Raw genomic sequence first — 19199 nt, 5'->3', positions numbered from 1 at the left:
CAAACCTAAATCTTTAATGCGCCTTTTATTCTAAAGGCGCTTAGTATTCACTCTACTCACTTATCCTTTTTTACTCCTTAATTCCCTCACATTGCCTCGTTAATTTGTGTGGCGATAGTTTAAATAATTCTTGTGATGTTTGAGTTTAATTAAGGATGTTTCTGGTGAGCATGCTGATTAAATTTACCCCAAATTGGTAAGTTAAATTAAATATGAAAGCGGTAAAAATCTCGTGTATTAGTTATTTATTGATAATGTCAGCCCAACCTCAAGCTGCTTTGTATCAGGTGATAGAAGTGACGCCTGATACGAGTTACAGCTATGAAAGTGCTTATGGTGTCGCGATTCAACCGTCCACAGTCACTGGTGAAAGTGACAACTGCTTTGAATCATCTTATGTAGAAGGGGACGGGATCTCTTGTTCAGCGTATACATTGGCGGGAGAGACTCGCCTTGTTGAGCCAAGTGAAGGGAAGGCCGTTGATGGATTGAGTTACCGTGAAGAAACGCCATTTGGTATTGATAACCGCTTTATGTATGTCCAGGAACAAGGTGATTTTGAAGACTACTGTGATGCACAGTTACTGTATGGTACCTGTGAATCATGGGCGGCTTTACATTGGGCACTGTGGAGTGACGAGCTAAGCGGTAGCACAGAGCCCAATTCAATCGCGTTTCTCGGTGACTATGATACCGGCACTGCCTACAACGAAAGCTACAACATCGTAATTAACTCATTAACTGAAGACGCTGAACCCGTGGGTATTCTGCATGATTTGGGAAATGTAACCAGTTATATGCGAAATTATACCCAAGCTTTAGACGATACAAACCCAATTACGGATTCCTATCTGCAGTCGAGAGCGTGGAAAACAGACGGCGATTACACGGTAGGTAGTGTGTCGACAAGCGCATCAAATGATTACGGTGACTTTTACTCGTCAAAGGCGGCGCTGTGGAGTTCGTCTTTAGGTTCGTTAGTTGAGCTGGATTGGGCAAGTTCGGTGTCTGATACCGCGGTATACAAAAACAGGACTGCACAAGGGAGCCTCCGCGATTTCGTTATTGTTGACAATACGTTATATAGCGTTGGCTACAACACTTACCTACATGATTCTTACTACTATTTCATGGAAGCAACGGTATTTTCTGTTGATTTAGATAGCGATGTTTTTGACGCAGATAACTGGGAAACAAAGAAAATCTCCGGATCTGGCGTCGAAAGTGACGATGATTATATTTACAGCAATACCTTACTAACTGGCGTCAACAGCAACTTAGTCGCGATTGGTGAATCCAAGCGTTCTGGTAGTTATCCGTACGAAAATGCTGCATCAAACAGAATGTATGTTGTCGATGATATATCAGAGAATTCCCTATCGGCGACCTACTTGAGTGGTGGTATATTCTTTGACGGTGTTGGAGGCAAAGCGCGAGCAATTAATAACTTCAATGAAATTGTTGGACAAGTGGACGCTGAAAATACCAACGAAAGTAGCGGCAAACCGAGACGAAAGCGTGGCTTTATCTACCCATATGATGGAGAAGGTACCAATGATACACGTAGCGCAAGGTTTAGTGATCAAGCTTGGTGGTTAGATGATTTGACCAATGGCGGTGATTATTCAGACGATAACAACTATTACCGAATTATAGATGCGTCTGGAATAAATGATGCGGGCGTAATATCCGCGACCGCTTTAAAGTGTGAATCTGGATACGATGACACCAGCCACTTCGCGACCTGTGGTGATGAAGAAGAGGATGAACAAGTGGTAGCTGTCAAACTGGTTCCTATCGTTGGCGCTACTGCAGATGATATTGAAGAACGAAGTGATGAAGCGGAAGAGACAACCACAAGCCGTTCCGGAGGAAGCTTAAACTATTTCGGATTGCTTATTCTCTTGGCTTTATTTGGATACCGTACTTTCGCCAACAGGTCATCCCTACGTACTAGAACACAGTAAATAGTGTGCCATCTTGTTGCTTGGCTAATTTCATTTTAGCCACTTTAAAGCGAGCTCAACTTTGAGTTCGCTCTTTTTCGTTTCACTATTTCTGTAAATCAAAGCAGCCAATCTCCCTTGTCCCATTTATTTCGCATTACTCCATAATCTACTCACATTTTCTCGATACATTGAGCGTCGGTTTAATAGGGCAGTCGTACGCATAAATAGTATGAACTGACTAACTGGAGAGAAAACATGAAAAAATTTGTACTAGTCGCAACGACAATATTGATGACTTTCGGCTCATTGTCCGTATTCGCAGACGATCGACCAGCGCCTCCACCGAATGGCGACCGTCCAGAGCCGCCATCGTTTAGTGATATTGATACTAACGGTGATGGCGTTTTGACTAAGGACGAGCTTCGAGGTCCGTTCCTTGAAGACTTCGACAAGCTTGATGTTGATGGAAGTGGTTCGCTTACGGAAGATGAATTACCGACGCCGCCAGAGCCTCGATAAAAGTCGCTTCGTTAGTTTGACAAGCTAACAGCAGCAAGGTGAGTTACGTGATATCACACTCAGAAATGGTGACTTAAGATAGAATCGGTTATTGTGGAAGAGCATTAAGCGTTGTAACTCACCCATTGAACAAAAGTATTATCATCACATCCCGTAGGTCTGCCGTGCGTATTTCTCTGTTTCAAAAGCTGTTTTCTGCGTTACTCCTAAGTAGTGCTCTGGTTATCGTGATCATGGCACTACAAATTAACGCCAGTTTTAAAGATGGATTTCAGCGGTATTTGAACCAGGAAGAAAAAGCCAAAGTGAGATTAATGGCGGAACGCGCAAGCCAATATTATTCTCAATCAAAAGATTGGTCGCGGTTTGAAGATTCTCCCCATTGGTGGGAGGATTTTCTGATGCTGTCTGGTGAAATGCCGCCACCGAGAGACGACATGCTTCCGCCGGGAGATCGCCAACCATCGTTGCATGCAAAGCCCTTTAAAGACCCGATGATGGCACCATTGAGCGCTAGGTTAAATTTGTTAGATGCTGATGAAAGAGTGTTATTTGGTCATTATGCAAACCTGGATGTCAAAGAAGGGATGCATCTACACAAAGTAGAAATTCTCTTTGAAGGTAAAGTAGTCGGCTATATTTCGATCTTGCAAAGTGATTCTTTCAACAATCATTTAGCTGATCAATTCTTAAAGTCTCAAACCACGAACCTTATGATCATCAGTGTTGCTGCTATTTTCGTCAGTTTACTTTTTGCTGTTGTGTTCGTGCGTTATCTTTTGACGCCTTTGCGCGCGCTTCATCAAGGTGCTAATGCGGTACGAAATGGCAACCTCAGCTATCAGATTGAATACCACAGCAATGATGAAATTGCCGATGTAACTCAAGCATTTAATCACTTGGTCGACTCGCTGAAAACTCAAGAAGAGATGCGAGAACGCTGGCTGTCGGATATTTCTCATGAGTTGCGCACACCATTAGCAGTGCTCAGAGGGGAGCTTGAGGCGCTTCAGGATGGCATTCGTCGTCCTGAACCGGCCTATATTCAATCCCTCCACCAACAAGTACTTACGCTCACTCAGCTCGTGGAAGACTTACGCGCTTCTGCAAAAGCAGACATCACGGTTCGCTTGCAAACGGAGTCTGTGAACGTGAAAAGTGGCGTCGAAAATGTCTTGGTAAGCCATTTAAATCGCTTTGAGAAAAAGTCGCTGAGCCTGGATGTAGATTTTGCTATTGATGCAAACTTAAATATCCAAGCCGACAGACAAAAGCTGAGTCAGGTACTGAACAACTTATTGGAAAACAGCTTTCGCTATACAGACTCGGGAGGGCAGGTAAAAATCTATTTAGGGCAGGAACAAAGCTCAGTTTTGCTTGCCATAGAAGATAGCTCACCAGGTGTACCAAACGATGCACTGCCAAAACTTTGTGATCGACTTTATCGCGTGGATCAATCGCGTAGTCGAGCTTTTGGTGGTTCGGGACTTGGATTATCAATATGTAAAAGCATCATTCAGGCTCATAACGGTGACCTAAAACTGGAACATTCCAAACTGGGTGGCTTGAAAGTTTCTGTGCGTTTACCTATCGAATAGAGCCCGTTTTCCAGTTATACGTGTTTAGGATAAATAAGAAAAACCATGATACTAATTGTTGAAGATGAACCTTCATTGGCAAATGTTGTTTCCGACTATCTAATTCATAACGGATTCAAAACCCATATTATCGGTGACGGCAATTTGGTGATCGAATGGGTTAAGAAACACAAACCAGAATTGATTTTATTGGATCTGATGCTGCCGAATCGAAATGGGTTAAGTATCTATCGAGAGTTAAGAACCTTCAGCGATATTCCAACCATTATGGCGACGGCGAAAGTCGAAGAGATAGATCGATTACTGGGTTTGGAACTCGGCGCCGATGATTATGTGTGTAAACCATACAGCCCACGCGAGCTGGTGGTACGCGTCCGCAACGTATTACGAAGATACAACGCTATCAATACACCAAAAGGCGACGACGAGGCTGCCCCAATGATCATTGATCAAAGCCAAATGAAAGTGTGGGTAGATGGTGAGTTGATCACGCTAACATCGGTGGAGTTTAAGTTGCTCTCTTATTTTCATCAGCACGAAGGCCAAGTGTTCAGCCGCGAGCAATTAATGAATAAAATCTATAACGATGAGCGGATAGTCACGGACCGTACGATTGATACACATATCAAGAACTTACGCAAAAAGATATTTGCCGTTAACTCCGAGTTGGACTGCATTAAGGCCGTGTATGGTGTGGGCTATCGTTTCGAGATTGTATAAACCTGGCTTAATCTAGGAGAAGGGTAAACTAACGTTGTTGATTCTTCGTGCAACGACGTTACGTTATCGTCAGGATTTGGTGAAATCCAATGGTTTGAGCCTGTTTAGACTGTTTCTATCTCAGGCCCGAGTATAAAATTTAATGGATTACATTGGATGAATAAGAGCTAACCATTGAAGACGAAAATAAAAGCAAAAATCTTTGCCTTATCCGCTGCGGCATTGCTGCTTAACGGGTGTGCCAGTTACAGCATCACTGAACGAGATATGAATCAATATCTCCAAGACAAAGCGACAATTAACCAATCCGTTGGGGTTGAAAATGTCATGTATGCACAAGTGTCAGTCGATGATCTAGAAGTAAAAATTGGCCGAGTACACAATGACCGTATTTCGGTGTTTGCTAACACAACGGCGGATGTACAGTTTTTAACTCAACGAACGGTAGGCCTAGATCTCGACCTTGAATTTAGCGCGATTCCTAAATACGACCAAAAAACAGGTGAAGTGTTTCTGCAGTCACTTCGTCTGGAGAAGTTTGAAGACAAAAGCAATTTATTGACACCGGAAATTAGCAATCTTATTAAACCCGCTGTTTCGATGATCGGCTACGCACTGTCAAATCAACCAGTCTATAAGCTAGAAAGTGATAAAGTGCAGTCCATTCTTCTAAAGTCGGCAAGCCCTAATTTAGTTATCAAAAACAATCAATTAGTGATTGAGTTGTTTGATTAATCTCGCAAACTAGCATGATCTGCCGTGACCGCTCTAAGATAGACAGTGACGGCAGTAATCAACCTTTATTTGTCATCGCTCTTGCGTAAATTTGAGTCTAATTCGAGACACAGCACTCTCAACGCTTCAATACTTTCTGCCGTCATACTAGAACGCGACTCTAGCTCTGCGGTCAATTCTTGCGCATCTTCCTGTAGCTGACTGCCTTTGGGTGTCAGTGAAATGACTTTCTTACGCTCATCTAACTCAGAAACTTTTCGGGTTAATAAACTCTTTGATTCCAATCGTTTAACAATCGGTGTCAACGTCCCTGAATCCAAATGAGTATCCTGAGAAAGTTCTTTCAAGCTCACGTTGTTTTTACACCAAAGTGAGTGCATCACAATGTACTGAGGGTAGGTAAGATCGTATTCGTCGAGCAAAGGACGGAAAGCACGTACCAACGAGTTGGTCGCCGTGTACAAAGCAAAACAAACGTTATCTGATAATTTCTCGGCCATAGATGAGTCCAATTTTGAGCAAGACGACAATATTAACAAATTCTGCGTCATTTAAAATCCATTGCGCACAAATTATTTTTGAGCAAAGTTGTTGCTTTACTCTCGAACTCAAGTTAACTTACTCGCAAATTGTTTGTGCGCAAACTAAATTGCGAGGCAATCAATCTGATTATCTAAGAGGTGATAACTGTTTATTACGAACGGTTAAACGCACATTGAAGCAAAAGTAAGAGAGAGCAATATGATCAGCCAACAAATCCATTTAGCATCACGCCCAGTAGGTATGCCAACAAAAGAAAACTTCAAATCTGTTGAAGTAGAGTTACCAGCAATTCAAGAAGGCGAAGTGTTAATTAAAAATACGTGGATGTCTGTTGACCCATACATGCGCGGTCGTATGTACGTGAGAGAGTCATACATTCCACCATTTGAAATTGACCAGGTTTTGGAAGGCGGGGCAATCGGAGAAGTTATCGAATCAAGAAATGACAACTTCCCAGTAGGCTCAAAAGTCAGCAACATCAGTGGTTGGCGTACGACTTTTATCAGTGACGGCACAGATTTAACCTTGTTACCAGCAGTTGGTTTGCCAGATCAACACTTCTTAGGTGTTATTGGAATGCCTGGTTTAACCGGTTGGGTAGGCCTGTTTAAAGTTGCTCAACTTAAGCCGACAGATACCGTTTTTGTTTCCGCAGCATCAGGCGCGGTCGGTAGCGTGGTTTGTCAGATTGCCAAACTGCATGGCTGTAGAGTGATTGGTTCAGTAGGCTCAGATGATAAAGCTGAAATGGTAAAAGCAATGGGCGCAGATGCGGTTATCAACTACAAAAAAGTTGACGACTTGACGCAGGCACTACGCGAAGCTGCACCAGAAGGCATTGATGTGTACTTTGAAAATGTGGGTGGTGCGCATTTAGAAGCGGCGCTGGAAGTTATCAACCCATACGGTCGCATTCCGGTATGTGGCATGATTGCAGACTACAATGCTGACAAGCCTCAACCGGGACCAAGCAACTTACTGCAAATCAACACCAAGAAGCTGACGATGCAAGGCTTCATCGTAATGGATTACTGGGATCTTGCTGGTGAGTTCGTTGAGCAAATGGGTCAGTGGATCAAAGAAGGCAAAGTGAAGTCTGAAGAGACCGTATACGAAGGGCTAGAAAACGCTGCTGAAGCGTTCATCGGTCTATTCGAAGGCAAAAACAAAGGTAAGATGCTGGTTAAAATTTAATTAGCTAAATTAAAACCACTGTCAATTCACAAAAGCCAGTCAGTAAATCTGACTGGCTTTTTTACATCCACTATTTTTGCTCGGGGCAATGGTTAGCCAGTTGTCGCGTTAATAGCACAAACTACATGAAAAGCTTACAAAGTCACGATATCCTAGCGGGACAATAAAGTAGCCTGTGCTCAGGTTCCGAAAGCCCCCATAGGCATACTAGAAAGTTATGGCAAAAAGTGAATTCGAATGAAGTTTATCCATACCTCAGATTGGCACCTAGGCCGACAGTTCCACAACGTTTCATTACTCGATGATCAGCAAGCGGTTCTCGAACAATTGATCTCCTACATTGAAGACAACCCAGTCGACGCAGTCGTCGTGGCGGGAGATGTGTATGACCGCTCTGTTCCGCCTACGGTTGCCATCGAACTTTTGAATCGTGTGGTAAAACGAATTTGTACTGAGCTGAAAACACCGATGATTTTGATTTCTGGTAATCATGATGGTGCGGAGCGCTTGGGGTTTGGCTCTGAACAGATGAAAAACTCGGGTTTGCATATCATCAGTAACTTTGAAGATATGCTTTCGCCTGTTGTGATTACGACTAAAGCGGCTGGTGAGGTGGCACTTTACGGCATGCCTTATAACGATCCTGAGCAGGTCAGGTTTGCCTATAAAGAATCGGTTTCGACCCATGATGAAGCGCACAAACTGCTTGTTGAAAAAATTACAGAGCAGTTTCAACCGCAGCAAAGAAGAGTGCTTATCAGCCACTGTTTCGTTGATGGGGCGATTGAGTCTGACTCGGAACGCCCGCTTTCTATTGGTGGTTCTGATCGTGTAAGCCATGAGCACTTCCTGGATTTCGACTATGTCGCACTTGGCCATTTACATCAGCCGCAGAAGAAGGGTGAAGAATACATTCGTTACTCTGGCTCTTTGATGAAATACAGTTTTGGTGAACAGAACCAAAAGAAAGGTTTCACGCTGGTGGAAATCAACGAGAGTGGTTTTGCGTCTGCTGAGCATATTGAGCTGACCGCCCCACATGAGATGCGAATTATTGAAGGTGATTTAGAACAGGTCATCGAGAAAGGAAAAACGGACCCGAAAAGCGAGGACTATTTACTCGTTCGTCTGATGGATAAACATGCCATTTTAAATCCGATGGAAAAACTTCGTGCGGTCTACCCAAATGTTTTGCACCTAGAGAAACCTGGCATGTTGATCGGGGTTGAACAGGAGATGGCACAAGCCAAACTTGCTCGCAGTGAAATCGATATGTTCCGCGACTTCTTTAGTGAAGCGCAGGACAGTCAGTTGTCGCAAGAACAAGAGCGAGCCGTCAACGATATTATCAAGCAATTATCTCAGCTGTAAGGACCCCAAATGAAGCCTATCAAACTCACAATGCAAGCTTTTGGTCCATTCGCAAAAACGGAAACCATCGATTTCGAGAAGCTTGGTAATAACCCGCTATTTTTAATTAATGGACCAACGGGTTCAGGTAAAACGTCGATTCTCGATGCGATTTGTTTCGCGCTTTATGGTGAAACTACAGGTAATGAGCGCCAGGGTATTCAGATGCGATGTGATTTGGCCACTGCCAATCTGCCAACCGAAGTTACTTTGGATTTTTCACTGCACGGAAAGGTATACCGAGTTACTCGTGCCCCGGAACAAGAAGCGCCGAAGGCTCGTGGTGATGGTATGACCGTGAAAAAGCACACGGCTTCTCTGTATGAGCTGGGTGATAGCGAAAAACTCATTACCAGCAAAACCACGCAAGTTAAGACCGAAATTACCAATATTATTGGCTTAACAGAAACACAGTTTCGCCAAGTGATGGTACTTCCTCAAGGGAAGTTTCGCGAGTTACTTCTGGCAAGCTCTAAAGAGCGCGAAGAGATTTTCGGCCAGCTGTTCCAGACAGACATTTACAACAAAATTGAGTATGCGCTCAAAGATAAAGCGAGCGCGATCAGTAAAGCGAAGAATGAGTTTGATAACCAGATTCGCGGTGCCTTGCAGGTTGCAGGAGTAAGTTCAGAAGAGGAATTGATTCAACAGAAAGAATCCGTTTCAGAACAACTGGAACAAGAGAAAAAGAGTGAGCAAGCTTGTCTGGAAAAGCTCAACACCATTAAGTCCGAGTTACAAAAAGCGCAGGCATTGTCTGCTGAGTTTACTCGCCGTGAACAAGCTGAGGAATCGCTGAAGTTACATTTAAAAAATTCAGAAGCAATAGACGCGCGTCAGCAACGATTAGAGAAAGCGAAAAGCGCGAGCAAAATCGAGTTACAGTATGTTGCTGTACAGAACGCTAAGACGCAATCACAAGAGTTAACCCAGAAGATTAGTTCACTTAGCCATAACTTAACTGAAGCGACGAGCGTGGCGGCGGGAAAAGAAGCTGAGTTAAAAACCGCGAAGCAGAATGTTGAACAAGTGCCTCAATTGACGCAATTGCAGTTTAACCTCGAAGGAATGAAAGAAAAGCTGATTGAAAAAGTGGACTTGGAAGCAAAAATCGCCAACGGGTTACAAGAGAAACAGCAATTTGAAACAAAACTGCAGCAATACATCGCTTTAAAAGAAAAACTGACGCAAGAAGCACAGCAGGGTCAAAAAACGCTTGATCAAGCCCGTGTTGATGTCGCGTTAGTGGCCAGTGTCGACGCTGAAATTAAGCAAAAGCAACGCCTTTTACAAGATGTTCAAAAACTGTCGGGGTTGAAGCAAGAGCTTGCTAAGCATGATGCTTTGACCACCAGCAAGCAACAAAATCTTGAGCAAGCTAAACAGGCCTATGTCTCGGCACAACAATCAGCTGATCGCCTGGAGCTAAAATGGCACAACGCGCAAGCGGCAGTTTTAGCCCAAAGGCTGCAAACAGGCGAAGCGTGTCCGGTTTGTGGTAGTTGTGAGCATCCTCATCCTGCACAGTTTAGTGAAGAAGAGGTGACAAAAGAGCAAGTTCAAACGGCTCGCGCTCAAGAGCGTGCTGCGCAAACGTCATACAACCAACTCAATAACCAACTGGAGCAACACTATGTTGTTGCTCGACAATATCAAAAGCAACTGGATGACCTCTCAGAAGAGCTTGGTGAACACGCTACGACTGAAGCGGTACAAATTCAGGCAGAACTTCAATCCGCTCATGAAAAATTACAGCGTTTGACAGCCATTGATATTGCTCAGTTAGAGAAAAACGTCGAGCAGCTTAACCAGCGCTGCGTTGTTGGTGAAACAAAGATCAATGAGCTGCAAAATCAAATGGCGGCGAATGAATCAACAATCAAGGCAAATCAAGATCAGCTCAGTAAACTGTTGGCAAACATAGACCCGAAATATGGCTCGGTAGAAGTTTTAGAACAGGAAATTACTCAAACCAAAGAGCAGATTCAGCGCCTTAATAACAATCTGGAAAGTGCACAGTCGCAGCTTCAACAAGCGATGTTAGCCAAGTCGAATATTGAAAGTCAGCTAACCACCAACAAGCAATGGTTAGCGGAGTCGGAGCTAAAACTCAACGAGGCAAAATCGAACTGGCAAAAAGCACTGGGCGAAAGCCGCTTTAAGGATGAAGAAACTTATCTTCAAAGCAAAGCGACAGAACAAGAACTGCAATCGTGGCAACAGGAAATCGATCAATTTAAGCAAACTCAAATCAAGCTTGAGCAAACACTTAGTGATCTTAAACTAGCATTACAAGATATTGAAAAACCCGACATTGAAGCTATTAATGCCAACTTAAACATTCAACAGCAACACTATGTTGAATCCAGAAACAAGCTTGATTCTGTCAGGTCAATTTTTGAACGTCTGGAAAAAGTGCGCAGTGATATAGCGAGTTTGCATGACAAGAACAGCAAGCTAGAAGATGAGTATAAAGTCTTTGGTACGCTTTACGATGTGGCGAGTGGTAAAACAGGCAGTCGTATCAGTTTGCATCGTTTTGTACTCGGTGTGCTTTTAGACGATGTCTTAATCCAATCCTCGCAACGACTAAGTTTGATGAGTAAGGGCAGATACATTCTGGCACGTAAGACAGAAGGGTTTAAGGGCGCAGCAGGCCGAGGACTTGATCTCGTCGTTGAAGATGGCTACACCGGTAAAATGCGAGACGTTGCGACGCTGTCTGGTGGAGAGTCTTTCATGGCTGCACTGGCTTTAGCGCTTGGTCTGTCTGACGTGGTGCAGTCATACAGCGGTGGTATTCGCTTGGATACACTGTTCATTGACGAAGGTTTCGGTAGCCTGGATCCTGAATCTTTGGATCTTGCCATTCAGACCTTAGTCGACCTCCAGCAAACAGGCCGCATGATCGGTGTAATTTCTCACGTCTCGGAACTTAAAGAACAGATGGCGCAACGCATTGATGTGGAGCCGTCTCGTGTTGGTTCAACTGTTTCGGTTAAGTCTCAAATGGCTTTAGCTGACTAATTACTTTATCAATCCAATCTACAAGTGCTTTGCTGCTAACATAGTCAACAAGCAGCAAGGCACCTCTTCTCAACACCTCGTTTCTATAATTTTCCGCTAGCTAACGCGAGAATTCAGTAATGGTTAATTAGTGCAGCCAAGAAGTATAAGCAATATTAACCAGTTAGCATTCTGCTTGATAAAAATATTAATAAAATATATGCAAATGGTTGTGTCACACATAATCTGGAACTATATATTATACGTGTTTCATAGCACGTATCTTCCCGATTAAGTAGTCAGATTCGGGTTCATATTTCGCCTGAAAAGGAGCGTAATTATGGCCATCGGCGACGAACTATCCAGCATAGATTTTGAATCTATGATCGGCGGTCCACTCAATGCAGTGGTTCGCGCGCAAGCCCAATCAGCACAAACATCCGTAGACTTTATCAAGTCTGTTGGCTTTGAAGCTGAGAGTAATGAACCAACGATGATCACCTTCAGTTATATGAAGGCGATTGAAGTCAAGAACGAACAGGGTGAAGTCACAGGCACAGAGCCTAAAAAGTACGATCTTACCGTTCCAATATTAACGATGTTGCCCATTCCATTTATCCGCGTGGAAGAAACAACGATTGCATTTAACGCCAAAATTAATTCAGTCCAGCAATCAACGACATCTTCTTCACATGACCTTAATACCAAGCTATCAGTAAAAGCGGGTTGGGGGCCTGTATCGGCCAAGCTTAGTGCGAGTTACTCTTATAAGAAATCCACATCTAGCTCATCAAAAATTGAACGAACTTACAGTATGTCCGTGAATGTTCGTGCCGTTCAAGATGAATTGCCCGCAGGCACAGAGAAGTTGCTCGGTATTCTTGAAAACTCCATCACAGAGGTTGAGTCACAGGCTTAGAACAGTCTATGACGAGTTCGATAACAAATAGGGAGGTTGTATGTCTGAGTTAAGTGAAGTCTTGGGTGCGCTGATGATCAGTCTGGTCCATGCGCGCAGGCTTGCCGATGAGGAAACGGCTTCGGTTGCCGAATATTATAAGGATCATCCTCTGCTAGAAGGAATGAGTCTCCCGCGAGTGCGGGTTCCGGAGCTAACCATTGATATGCCGTTAACCATCGACAAACAGGTCCCTGCGAAAGTTGCAGAGCTCGACAGCCCGCGTGTTTTACACCAAGCGCTGATGGCTCAGCTAACCAAGTCACTAGACGACGAAGACATACTTAGCCGAACTAAAACCTTCCAAAACAACTTCGATAAAGAGCTCAAACTCGCTCTGGAAAATATAGCCGAGCGTCAACGCAGTGGTGACGTTCGGATTACCAAAGAAAGCCTGGTGCGCGCGGTTGATGACGCATTTCAAAAAGCGCTCAAAAAGACAAGCTCTACGCAGGAGATTCCTTTTGACAGGCTTGAATCAGTGAGCAAGCAATTACGTCATCGCATAGCAGCTATCGCGTTAAAATCTCAATCTATCCCAATCACATTAAAGACCAGCGTGGTCAGTTCTGAAGTCAAAGAAAGCGCGACGCCGCTCAATGCGATTCGCTTAAATATCACTATACGTGAAGAGGGGCTGGAGTGGGCGACGAGCATTGAAAATGGACGAACCAAAAGCAAGCTTATGCCGGAGTGATTATGGAGTCGGTACTGAAAGAAACCATCATCGCAAGGCTAATGCTGTTACCACAACTGAGTGATAAATACCTCGCGCAAGACCCAAGCTATGTAATGGATGTCGCCCTCTGGCTAAAACAAACCGAGCAAAAACTTGAGCCACTACGCTGTCCGCTTGTTTCGACTCTAGCATCATTACGCGGATTGTTAGAAGCCTGCGACGATGGTTATCAAGACGATAGGATAATGAATTCAAGCAGGAGTAAGCGCAAAGGCAAGCGCGCGTTGGCTGCGTCATTGTTAACTCGAGCTGATACAATTCTTAACGCGGAGTTGCAACGTATAGACAGCAACTTTGCCGAAGTGAATGAGAAACTGGCGCAGCTTATTGCCTTAGTATTTGCAAATCAGCCTTTGCCTATCGTGCAAAATATTACCTCTGCATACCTAAACTCAATCTGGAAAACACTTGGTGAGCATCAGGAAACCAAATCCATGTACTTATACCTGCAAGCGCGTATCAGCGCGACCGACAGGCGTTACCTACTAAGTCATTTGCTAATCAACATGATCCCCGAAACCGATTAGAGCTGTAATACGTGAAATGTACTCCTGCCAGGCTTACTAAATGGAGCCTTGCTGTGAGTGTGCTTATCGGTTCTATTGTAAAACCACTAGTTATTGGCTTTAGCCTCATCATATTGTTGTTGCGCGTTCAAAATGTCACCTAGGTTAGATTCAATCCAGTCGACCAATTGTTCGACTTTGTGTGCGACCTCCGTTCCTTTGTCTGTCAGACAATATTCAACGTGAGGCGGCACGACTGGATGCGCGGTACGTAATACAAATCCATCGGCCTCTAATGCTTGCAATGTTTGGGAAAGCATTTTCTCGCTGACACCTGTGATTTTTTTTCTAAGTTCACTGAATCGATGTGTTCCACCGAGTAATGCGAACAACACAAGTACGCCCCAACGGCTGGTCACATCTTGCAATATACTTCGAGAAGGGCATTCCTTCGCGAGTACATTTCCTCGGCTAAACTTTTCCGATAGCAAATTACCCATAGCTTCGCTCATAAATTCAATAACCTTTATTGGAAATTTCAAAATAATTCATACTTACTAAAAAGTACGTACTTACCAAAAGTAAGTTGGTGTGGCAGATTATACACAAACAAGCTCTTCATTAACAGACGAGGAAAAGTACAATGATTGCAGTTACAGGCGCTACTGGCCAATTGGGCCAATTGGTCATCAAACATTTATTGAACAAAGTTGAGCCTCAGCAAATAGTCGCTCTAGTTCGAAACATAGAAAAAGCAGCATCACTGACATCTTTGGGCGTCCAGGTTCGTCAGGCCGATTACTCAAAACCTGAGACTTTAGAATCTGCATTAGACGGCATGGCTAAATTACTATTGATCTCGTCGAGCGAGGTAGGTCAGCGAGCTTCTCAACACAAAAATGTTATTGATTCTGCGAAGAAAGCTGGCGTAGAGCTACTTGCATACACCAGTCTTTTGCATGCTGACACTTCGCCACTTGCTTTAGCTGAAGAACACGTAGTGACAGAAGCGTATTTAAAACAAGCTGAAGTCCCTCATGTGCTTTTACGCAATGGCTGGTATACAGAGAACTACTTAGCTAGCGTTGCACCAGCACTGGCCAATGGAGGCTTTATTGGGTGTGCTCAAGATGGAAAAATTAGCTCTGCGGCTCGCGAAGATTATGCCGAAGCAGCGGCAGCGGTGTTGACCAGTGAAGCTGAGCAAAATGGTAAAGTATATGAGCTGTCCGGGGATGAAGCTTATACCTTGAGCGAACTGAGCGCGTTAATCAGCAAGAAGTCAGGAAAGGCGATTCCTTACATTAATATGGAAGAAGCGGATTTTGCAAAAGCATTAGAAGGTGCAGGGCTTCCGGCACCATTTGCCGCTGTGTTAGCTAACTCTGATACTGGTGCATCTCAAGGCGCGTTGTACGACGATAGTAAAACGCTCAGCGCGTTGATTGGTCATCCAACCAAGTCATTAGGGCAATTGATCGATAATTATCTATAAATAGACAAAGCCTAAAAAGCCCCAGATTAGGGGCTTTCAAGGTTTGAAATCACTGTTCGCAGAATTTCCCTTTGTGTGGTGATTGTGTAATAGAGTACTCACCATCCAAGTTGCGATAAACGATCGTGTTCCAAACCACGCCATCACCCATTTCAAACTCAATTGCGTAATTCACGCCGCTGACGATTTGTGCATGAACATTGATAATTTGTTTGAACGATGAAGCTGAATCCATTTCTGTCAGTACAAAAGCCATAGCCTTTTGAACGTCGGGTGTAGACTTAAACATTTTCCACCCACCTGGCATATTTCCCTGACTACTGCATACGTCTGCCGAGGCTGTTATTTCTGTCGTCTCTTCGGGACTGTTTTGTTGGCAACCAACAAGCAATACCAAAACTGCACAAGCTGACATTGTCTTAAACTTCATAACAATAACCTCAATTTATATCGGGGCGTATTATAAAAGGCTCCTATGAAGAGAAATGTCTATGTTGTGCAAACTTTCGATAGGTAGGACGTCAAATTGCAAAATAAACAACTGAATTTGTAGGAATATTTGTAGGAATGGTACTTTAATGACCAAAAACATAGGTATGATTGTTCTGCCTCCCATACATAAAGGAATAGGGTTTATGATCCGTTTTTCATCATATTCAGTAAAATCAGTCACTAACTAATATGGGAACTTGCAATGAAATTAATAAAGTCGCTTCTGTTGTTGTCTGTCGCTGTTTTATTTGGTTGTACCTCGAAGCCCGAAGGTGTTGAGCCAATTCAGAATTTTGAGCTGAAACCTTATTTGGGGAAATGGTTTGAAATTGCGCGATTAGACCATTCTTTTGAGCGAGGATTATCCAATGTAACCGCTGAATATGAACTTCGTGAAGACGGCGGTGTAACGGTAATAAACCGTGGCTATTCACAAGAAGAACAAAGTTGGAAGCAAGCGGAAGGGAAAGCGTATTTTGTTGATGAACCGTCAACTGGCCATTTAAAAGTTTCTTTCTTTGGCCCATTTTATTCGTCGTATATCATCTTTGAGCTTGGTGAAGATTATGATTACGCGTTTATATCTGGCTACAATCGCGACTATCTTTGGTTGCTATCACGTCAGCCGCAAGTGGATTCAGAAACCTTTGAAAGATTCAAACAAGTAGCCAGAGACAAAGGCTTTGCTGTAGACGAGTTAATTCTGGTTGTTCAGACTCAATAGCTCAGACGATAGATAGAATAGTCCCCCTTAATCGGGGGATATGATAGAACTGTTTAATGCTATTTAATCAGGCGAACTAGGAGTGATCCCGCCGCTCGAATCGATTCGACATTATGGCTGATGACGGTGCCTGAAGCAGGAGCAGTGTACCGTTGTATCTCGCCTCCAAAACTATCATATTGGATTGCCACCAGTTGACCTTGCTCCACCGATTGCAAAATATTGACTTGAGGTAGAACGAAACCACCCAGTTCTGCTCGAACGTTTATTATTTCACGGCCTTCCACACAAGACTGAATCGGCGTTGGAACACCAGAAAGCAATTCGAACTGTTTAAGAATATTGAAGATACCGGTTACCGTCCGATCGATCAGAGCTTGATCGGTATAACGTCCTGTCCCAACTTCAACCGTGACAGCTGGTACTCCCACGTTGTTCCATGCCGTTTCCAATACACCATTTTCGCCCGGATCATCCAAAATAATGTCTGGATTAATATGGCGCGCCATTTTTAACGAGTCCTCAATGCGGAAATCGGCGAAGACATAAAGTGGGTAGGCTGCGCCGCTGGTTTGGGTGTGTAAGTCTATTGCTAAGTCAGCATTTGGCTTTAATAACTGATTCCAAAGCGTGTACAAGTAGCGGTTCGCTTCATTACCGAACTCGTTGCCTGGAAAGAAGCGGTTTAGGTTCGCGCGTGCAGCATCCGGGTCAGGAGAACAAAAATCCCGGCTTTTATTCAACATGCCGCTCAAGTTGATCCCCGGTACGATGGTTACTGTACCAGCAAGGTCAGCGCCAATCAGTTCCCTGGCCGTTTTTTGTGCTGCCAATACTCCGTTGTATTCGTCACCATGAACACCAGCGGTAATCATTATTTTCTTACCAGGTTTCTGACCTTTAAACACGAGTACAGGCAGGTGTTGCCATTGCGAAAGTGCATTGGTTGCAATACGAAACCAGAACTTATGTTCACCGGATGGGAGATCTTCCACATCTAGGGCTTGTATTACTTTGTGTCCTTGAATTACGTCATCGGAAAATTGTGTTGCCATTAAGGTGATCACTCCAAAAAGCATTTGTATTGATGCTTGCTTACTGAATTGGATTTTAATAACCGATAGGGTAAAGAGTACTAGGGGAAAGTGCCAGTAGAATTGTGCAAGTTAACTTTATGTCGCCGTAATTTTAGAGTACATCAATATCAATGAGTTAGTTGTTCCGCATAAAACGCAGCCACGTCTCTAAGATCTTCATCATTGAGCATTTTTAATTGGCTTGCCATCATTTCTGCTAAGGGGCCTTGGCGCTCACTGTTTTGATAGGACTTCATTGCGTTAAATAGATACTGAGCGTCCTGGCCTGCGAGGTTAGGGTAAGTTTCATTGACACTGATTCCCGTCGCACCGTGACAATAGACACAACTGGGTGACTTAATTTTACCTTTGGCTGCGTCACCAGAAGGGTTTGCCATGGTGGCGGGAGCAAAAATAACAGAAATAAACAACAGGTACTTTAACATTAGCGAGCTCTTTATGGTGCGAATACTCGCTGTAGATTAAAGCTTCCCCTTAGGGGAAGCTCAATGATCAAAATCAAGTCAGAGAAGAGATTTTAACGCAGATAAGAACGTGGCAACATCTTGTTCTGAAATGTCTTTATGGGTCACAAATCGGATTGGGTTCCCCGGCGTGATAATGATGTCTTGCTGTTTTAGTTTCTCAGCGATGCTCGTGATATCCACTTGAGGCTGTAACTTAGCAAACACAATGTTGGTTTGGACTAAATCAGGATTGACAGAGAACCCAGGAAGTTCTGCCAATCCTTGAGCTAGCGTTTTGGCATTAAAATGATCTTGCTTTAATTGGAGGACTTGCTCGGTAATCGCGAGTTTACCCGCAGCGGCTAAGATACCTGCCTGGCGCATTCCGCCGCCAACCATCTTTCTTAGGCGTCGTGCTTTTGCAATGTACTCTTTGCTGCCGAGAAGGAGAGAACCAACAGGTGCGCAGAGTCCTTTTGAAAGACAAATGGTCATTGAGTCAAAATACTGCGCAATTTCTTTAACAGGCACATCGAGCGCCACTGCAGCGTTAAACACGCGTGCACCGTCAAGGTGTAGCTTGAGGTTGTGCTGATTAACAAATTCACGAGCTTCTGCAAGATAGGTAAGCGGTAGAACCTTACCATTAATGGTGTTCTCAAGGCTCAGCAAACGCGTTCGAGCGAAGTGCATGTCATCTGGCTTGATTGCAGCTGCGAGTTTATCAAAAGGTAAAGTACCGTCGGGATTATTCTCGATTGGTTGAGGTTGAATGGAGCCTAAAACCGCCGCGCCACCCGCTTCGTATTTGTAGTTGTGCGCTTGTTGGCCGCAAAGGTACTCGTCTCCGCGCTCACAGTGAGCCATCAAACCTAACAAGTTAGCTTGAGTGCCAGATGTGGTAAACAGGGCTGCTTCAAAGCCTGCTAGTTCTGCAGCGTATTGCTCCAGCTCATTCACTGTTGGATCATCACCGTATACGTCATCCCCAACTGGTGCTGTAAACATGGCTTCGCGCATGGCTTGAGTCGGTTGAGTTACTGTATCAGATCGAAAGTCCATGAATAT

At 44.0% G+C, this 19199-nt stretch carries 19 protein-coding genes; 13 read left to right on the top strand and 6 right to left on the bottom strand.

What is annotated here, in order from left to right; all coding sequences use genetic code 11:
- Positions 1 to 212: 212 nt before the first annotated feature.
- The 5 genes from DBX26_RS17115 (at position 213) to DBX26_RS17095 (ending at position 5521) form a co-directional block, all read left to right on the top strand.
- Positions 213 to 1967 carry a DUF3466 family protein gene (locus tag DBX26_RS17115; protein ID WP_118120151.1) on the top strand — a complete coding sequence of 585 codons (1755 nt, stop codon included), beginning with the start codon at positions 213 to 215 and terminating at the stop codon, positions 1965 to 1967.
- A 237-nt stretch (positions 1968 to 2204) separates the two neighbouring features.
- Positions 2205 to 2468 carry a hypothetical protein gene (locus tag DBX26_RS17110; RefSeq protein WP_014234132.1) on the top strand — a complete coding sequence of 88 codons (264 nt, stop codon included), beginning with the start codon at positions 2205 to 2207 and terminating at the stop codon, positions 2466 to 2468.
- Between the two features lie 164 nt (positions 2469 to 2632).
- Positions 2633 to 4066 carry an ATP-binding protein gene (locus DBX26_RS17105; protein WP_118120149.1) on the top strand — a complete coding sequence of 478 codons (1434 nt, stop codon included), beginning with the start codon at positions 2633 to 2635 and terminating at the stop codon, positions 4064 to 4066.
- A 45-nt stretch (positions 4067 to 4111) separates the two neighbouring features.
- Positions 4112 to 4786 (top strand): response regulator, encoded by a 675-nt coding sequence (locus tag DBX26_RS17100; protein ID WP_118120147.1) that lies wholly within the window; start codon positions 4112 to 4114, stop codon positions 4784 to 4786.
- Positions 4787 to 4960: 174 nt separating this feature from the next.
- Positions 4961 to 5521, top strand: coding sequence for a DUF1439 domain-containing protein (locus DBX26_RS17095; RefSeq protein ID WP_118120145.1), 561 nt, complete (start codon positions 4961 to 4963; stop codon positions 5519 to 5521).
- Positions 5522 to 5586: 65 nt separating this feature from the next.
- Here DBX26_RS17095 and DBX26_RS17090 read toward each other — a convergent pair whose 3' ends face one another.
- Positions 5587 to 6021 (bottom strand): MarR family winged helix-turn-helix transcriptional regulator, encoded by a 435-nt coding sequence (locus DBX26_RS17090; protein ID WP_118120143.1) that lies wholly within the window; start codon positions 6019 to 6021, stop codon positions 5587 to 5589.
- Positions 6022 to 6262: 241 nt separating this feature from the next.
- Between DBX26_RS17090 and DBX26_RS17085 the strand changes: the two genes are divergently transcribed.
- From DBX26_RS17085 to DBX26_RS17060, 6 genes are all read left to right on the top strand, one after another.
- On the top strand, positions 6263 to 7258 hold the full coding sequence (locus tag DBX26_RS17085; protein WP_118120141.1) for an NADP-dependent oxidoreductase: 996 nt from the start codon (positions 6263 to 6265) through the stop codon (positions 7256 to 7258).
- A gap of 237 nt (positions 7259 to 7495) precedes the next feature.
- Positions 7496 to 8629 carry an exonuclease SbcCD subunit D gene (locus DBX26_RS17080; protein ID WP_020334804.1) on the top strand — a complete coding sequence of 378 codons (1134 nt, stop codon included), beginning with the start codon at positions 7496 to 7498 and terminating at the stop codon, positions 8627 to 8629.
- 9 nt (positions 8630 to 8638) lie between these two features.
- Entirely contained in the window at positions 8639 to 11695 is a 3057-nt protein-coding gene (locus tag DBX26_RS17075) for an AAA family ATPase (RefSeq protein ID WP_118120139.1), read from the top strand.
- Between the two features lie 319 nt (positions 11696 to 12014).
- The gene (locus DBX26_RS17070) at positions 12015 to 12593 is read left to right on the top strand and encodes a DUF2589 domain-containing protein (protein ID WP_014234140.1); all 579 of its coding nucleotides are present in this window, start codon (positions 12015 to 12017) and stop codon (positions 12591 to 12593) included.
- A gap of 40 nt (positions 12594 to 12633) precedes the next feature.
- A complete protein-coding gene (locus DBX26_RS17065; protein WP_118120137.1) occupies positions 12634 to 13329 on the top strand; it encodes an amidase in 696 nt (231 codons plus the stop codon).
- A 2-nt stretch (positions 13330 to 13331) separates the two neighbouring features.
- A complete protein-coding gene (locus DBX26_RS17060) occupies positions 13332 to 13898 on the top strand; it encodes a hypothetical protein (RefSeq protein WP_020334806.1) in 567 nt (188 codons plus the stop codon).
- Positions 13899 to 13984: 86 nt separating this feature from the next.
- Here the strand turns inward: DBX26_RS17060 and DBX26_RS17055 are convergent, their stop codons facing one another.
- On the bottom strand, positions 13985 to 14389 hold the full coding sequence (locus DBX26_RS17055; RefSeq protein ID WP_020334807.1) for a helix-turn-helix domain-containing protein: 405 nt from the start codon (positions 14387 to 14389) through the stop codon (positions 13985 to 13987).
- A gap of 131 nt (positions 14390 to 14520) precedes the next feature.
- Between DBX26_RS17055 and DBX26_RS17050 the strand changes: the two genes are divergently transcribed.
- The gene (locus tag DBX26_RS17050) at positions 14521 to 15372 is read left to right on the top strand and encodes an SDR family oxidoreductase (protein ID WP_118120135.1); all 852 of its coding nucleotides are present in this window, start codon (positions 14521 to 14523) and stop codon (positions 15370 to 15372) included.
- A gap of 49 nt (positions 15373 to 15421) precedes the next feature.
- Here DBX26_RS17050 and DBX26_RS17045 read toward each other — a convergent pair whose 3' ends face one another.
- Positions 15422 to 15802: a cystatin domain-containing protein gene (locus DBX26_RS17045; RefSeq protein ID WP_118120133.1), complete on the bottom strand. Its 381-nt coding sequence runs from the start codon at positions 15800 to 15802 to the stop codon at positions 15422 to 15424.
- A gap of 264 nt (positions 15803 to 16066) precedes the next feature.
- On the opposite strand from DBX26_RS17045, the gene DBX26_RS17040 reads away from it, so the two are divergent.
- On the top strand, positions 16067 to 16588 hold the full coding sequence (locus tag DBX26_RS17040) for a lipocalin family protein (RefSeq protein ID WP_118120131.1): 522 nt from the start codon (positions 16067 to 16069) through the stop codon (positions 16586 to 16588).
- A gap of 59 nt (positions 16589 to 16647) precedes the next feature.
- Here the strand turns inward: DBX26_RS17040 and DBX26_RS17035 are convergent, their stop codons facing one another.
- The 3 genes from DBX26_RS17035 to ltaE form a co-directional block, all read right to left on the bottom strand.
- Positions 16648 to 17643: a succinylglutamate desuccinylase/aspartoacylase family protein gene (locus DBX26_RS17035; protein ID WP_118120129.1), complete on the bottom strand. Its 996-nt coding sequence runs from the start codon at positions 17641 to 17643 to the stop codon at positions 16648 to 16650.
- 149 nt (positions 17644 to 17792) lie between these two features.
- Positions 17793 to 18110 carry a cytochrome c gene (locus DBX26_RS17030; RefSeq protein ID WP_065298687.1) on the bottom strand — a complete coding sequence of 106 codons (318 nt, stop codon included), beginning with the start codon at positions 18108 to 18110 and terminating at the stop codon, positions 17793 to 17795.
- A 78-nt stretch (positions 18111 to 18188) separates the two neighbouring features.
- Positions 18189 to 19193: a low-specificity L-threonine aldolase gene (gene ltaE, locus DBX26_RS17025; RefSeq protein ID WP_118120127.1), complete on the bottom strand. Its 1005-nt coding sequence runs from the start codon at positions 19191 to 19193 to the stop codon at positions 18189 to 18191.
- Between the last annotated feature and the right edge of the window lie 6 nt (positions 19194 to 19199).

Origin of the sequence: Vibrio sp. dhg (assembly GCF_003443775.1) — a bacterium.
GTDB lineage: Bacteria > Pseudomonadota > Gammaproteobacteria > Enterobacterales > Vibrionaceae > Vibrio > Vibrio natriegens.
This window is presented reverse-complemented; position numbering and strand designations above follow the sequence as displayed.

Bases quoted from the DNA above. Each gene is read 5' to 3' on its own strand.
- DBX26_RS17075 (WP_118120139.1), top strand. From the start codon at position 8,639: ATGAAGCCTATCAAACTCACAATGCAAGCTTTTGGTCCATTCGCAAAA.
- DBX26_RS17040 (WP_118120131.1), top strand. From the start codon at position 16,067: ATGAAATTAATAAAGTCGCTTCTGTTGTTGTCTGTCGCTGTTTTATTT.
- DBX26_RS17080 (WP_020334804.1), top strand. From the start codon at position 7,496: ATGAAGTTTATCCATACCTCAGATTGGCACCTAGGCCGACAGTTCCAC.
- DBX26_RS17030 (WP_065298687.1), bottom strand. From the start codon at position 18,110: ATGTTAAAGTACCTGTTGTTTATTTCTGTTATTTTTGCTCCCGCCACC.
- DBX26_RS17070 (WP_014234140.1), top strand. From the start codon at position 12,015: ATGGCCATCGGCGACGAACTATCCAGCATAGATTTTGAATCTATGATC.
- DBX26_RS17100 (WP_118120147.1), top strand. From the start codon at position 4,112: ATGATACTAATTGTTGAAGATGAACCTTCATTGGCAAATGTTGTTTCC.
- DBX26_RS17045 (WP_118120133.1), bottom strand. From the start codon at position 15,802: ATGAAGTTTAAGACAATGTCAGCTTGTGCAGTTTTGGTATTGCTTGTT.
- DBX26_RS17115 (WP_118120151.1), top strand. From the start codon at position 213: ATGAAAGCGGTAAAAATCTCGTGTATTAGTTATTTATTGATAATGTCA.
- DBX26_RS17090 (WP_118120143.1), bottom strand. From the start codon at position 6,021: ATGGCCGAGAAATTATCAGATAACGTTTGTTTTGCTTTGTACACGGCG.
- DBX26_RS17085 (WP_118120141.1), top strand. From the start codon at position 6,263: ATGATCAGCCAACAAATCCATTTAGCATCACGCCCAGTAGGTATGCCA.
- DBX26_RS17035 (WP_118120129.1), bottom strand. From the start codon at position 17,643: ATGGCAACACAATTTTCCGATGACGTAATTCAAGGACACAAAGTAATA.
- DBX26_RS17050 (WP_118120135.1), top strand. From the start codon at position 14,521: ATGATTGCAGTTACAGGCGCTACTGGCCAATTGGGCCAATTGGTCATC.
- ltaE (WP_118120127.1), bottom strand. From the start codon at position 19,193: ATGGACTTTCGATCTGATACAGTAACTCAACCGACTCAAGCCATGCGC.
- DBX26_RS17065 (WP_118120137.1), top strand. From the start codon at position 12,634: ATGTCTGAGTTAAGTGAAGTCTTGGGTGCGCTGATGATCAGTCTGGTC.
- DBX26_RS17060 (WP_020334806.1), top strand. From the start codon at position 13,332: ATGGAGTCGGTACTGAAAGAAACCATCATCGCAAGGCTAATGCTGTTA.
- DBX26_RS17055 (WP_020334807.1), bottom strand. From the start codon at position 14,389: ATGAGCGAAGCTATGGGTAATTTGCTATCGGAAAAGTTTAGCCGAGGA.
- DBX26_RS17110 (WP_014234132.1), top strand. From the start codon at position 2,205: ATGAAAAAATTTGTACTAGTCGCAACGACAATATTGATGACTTTCGGC.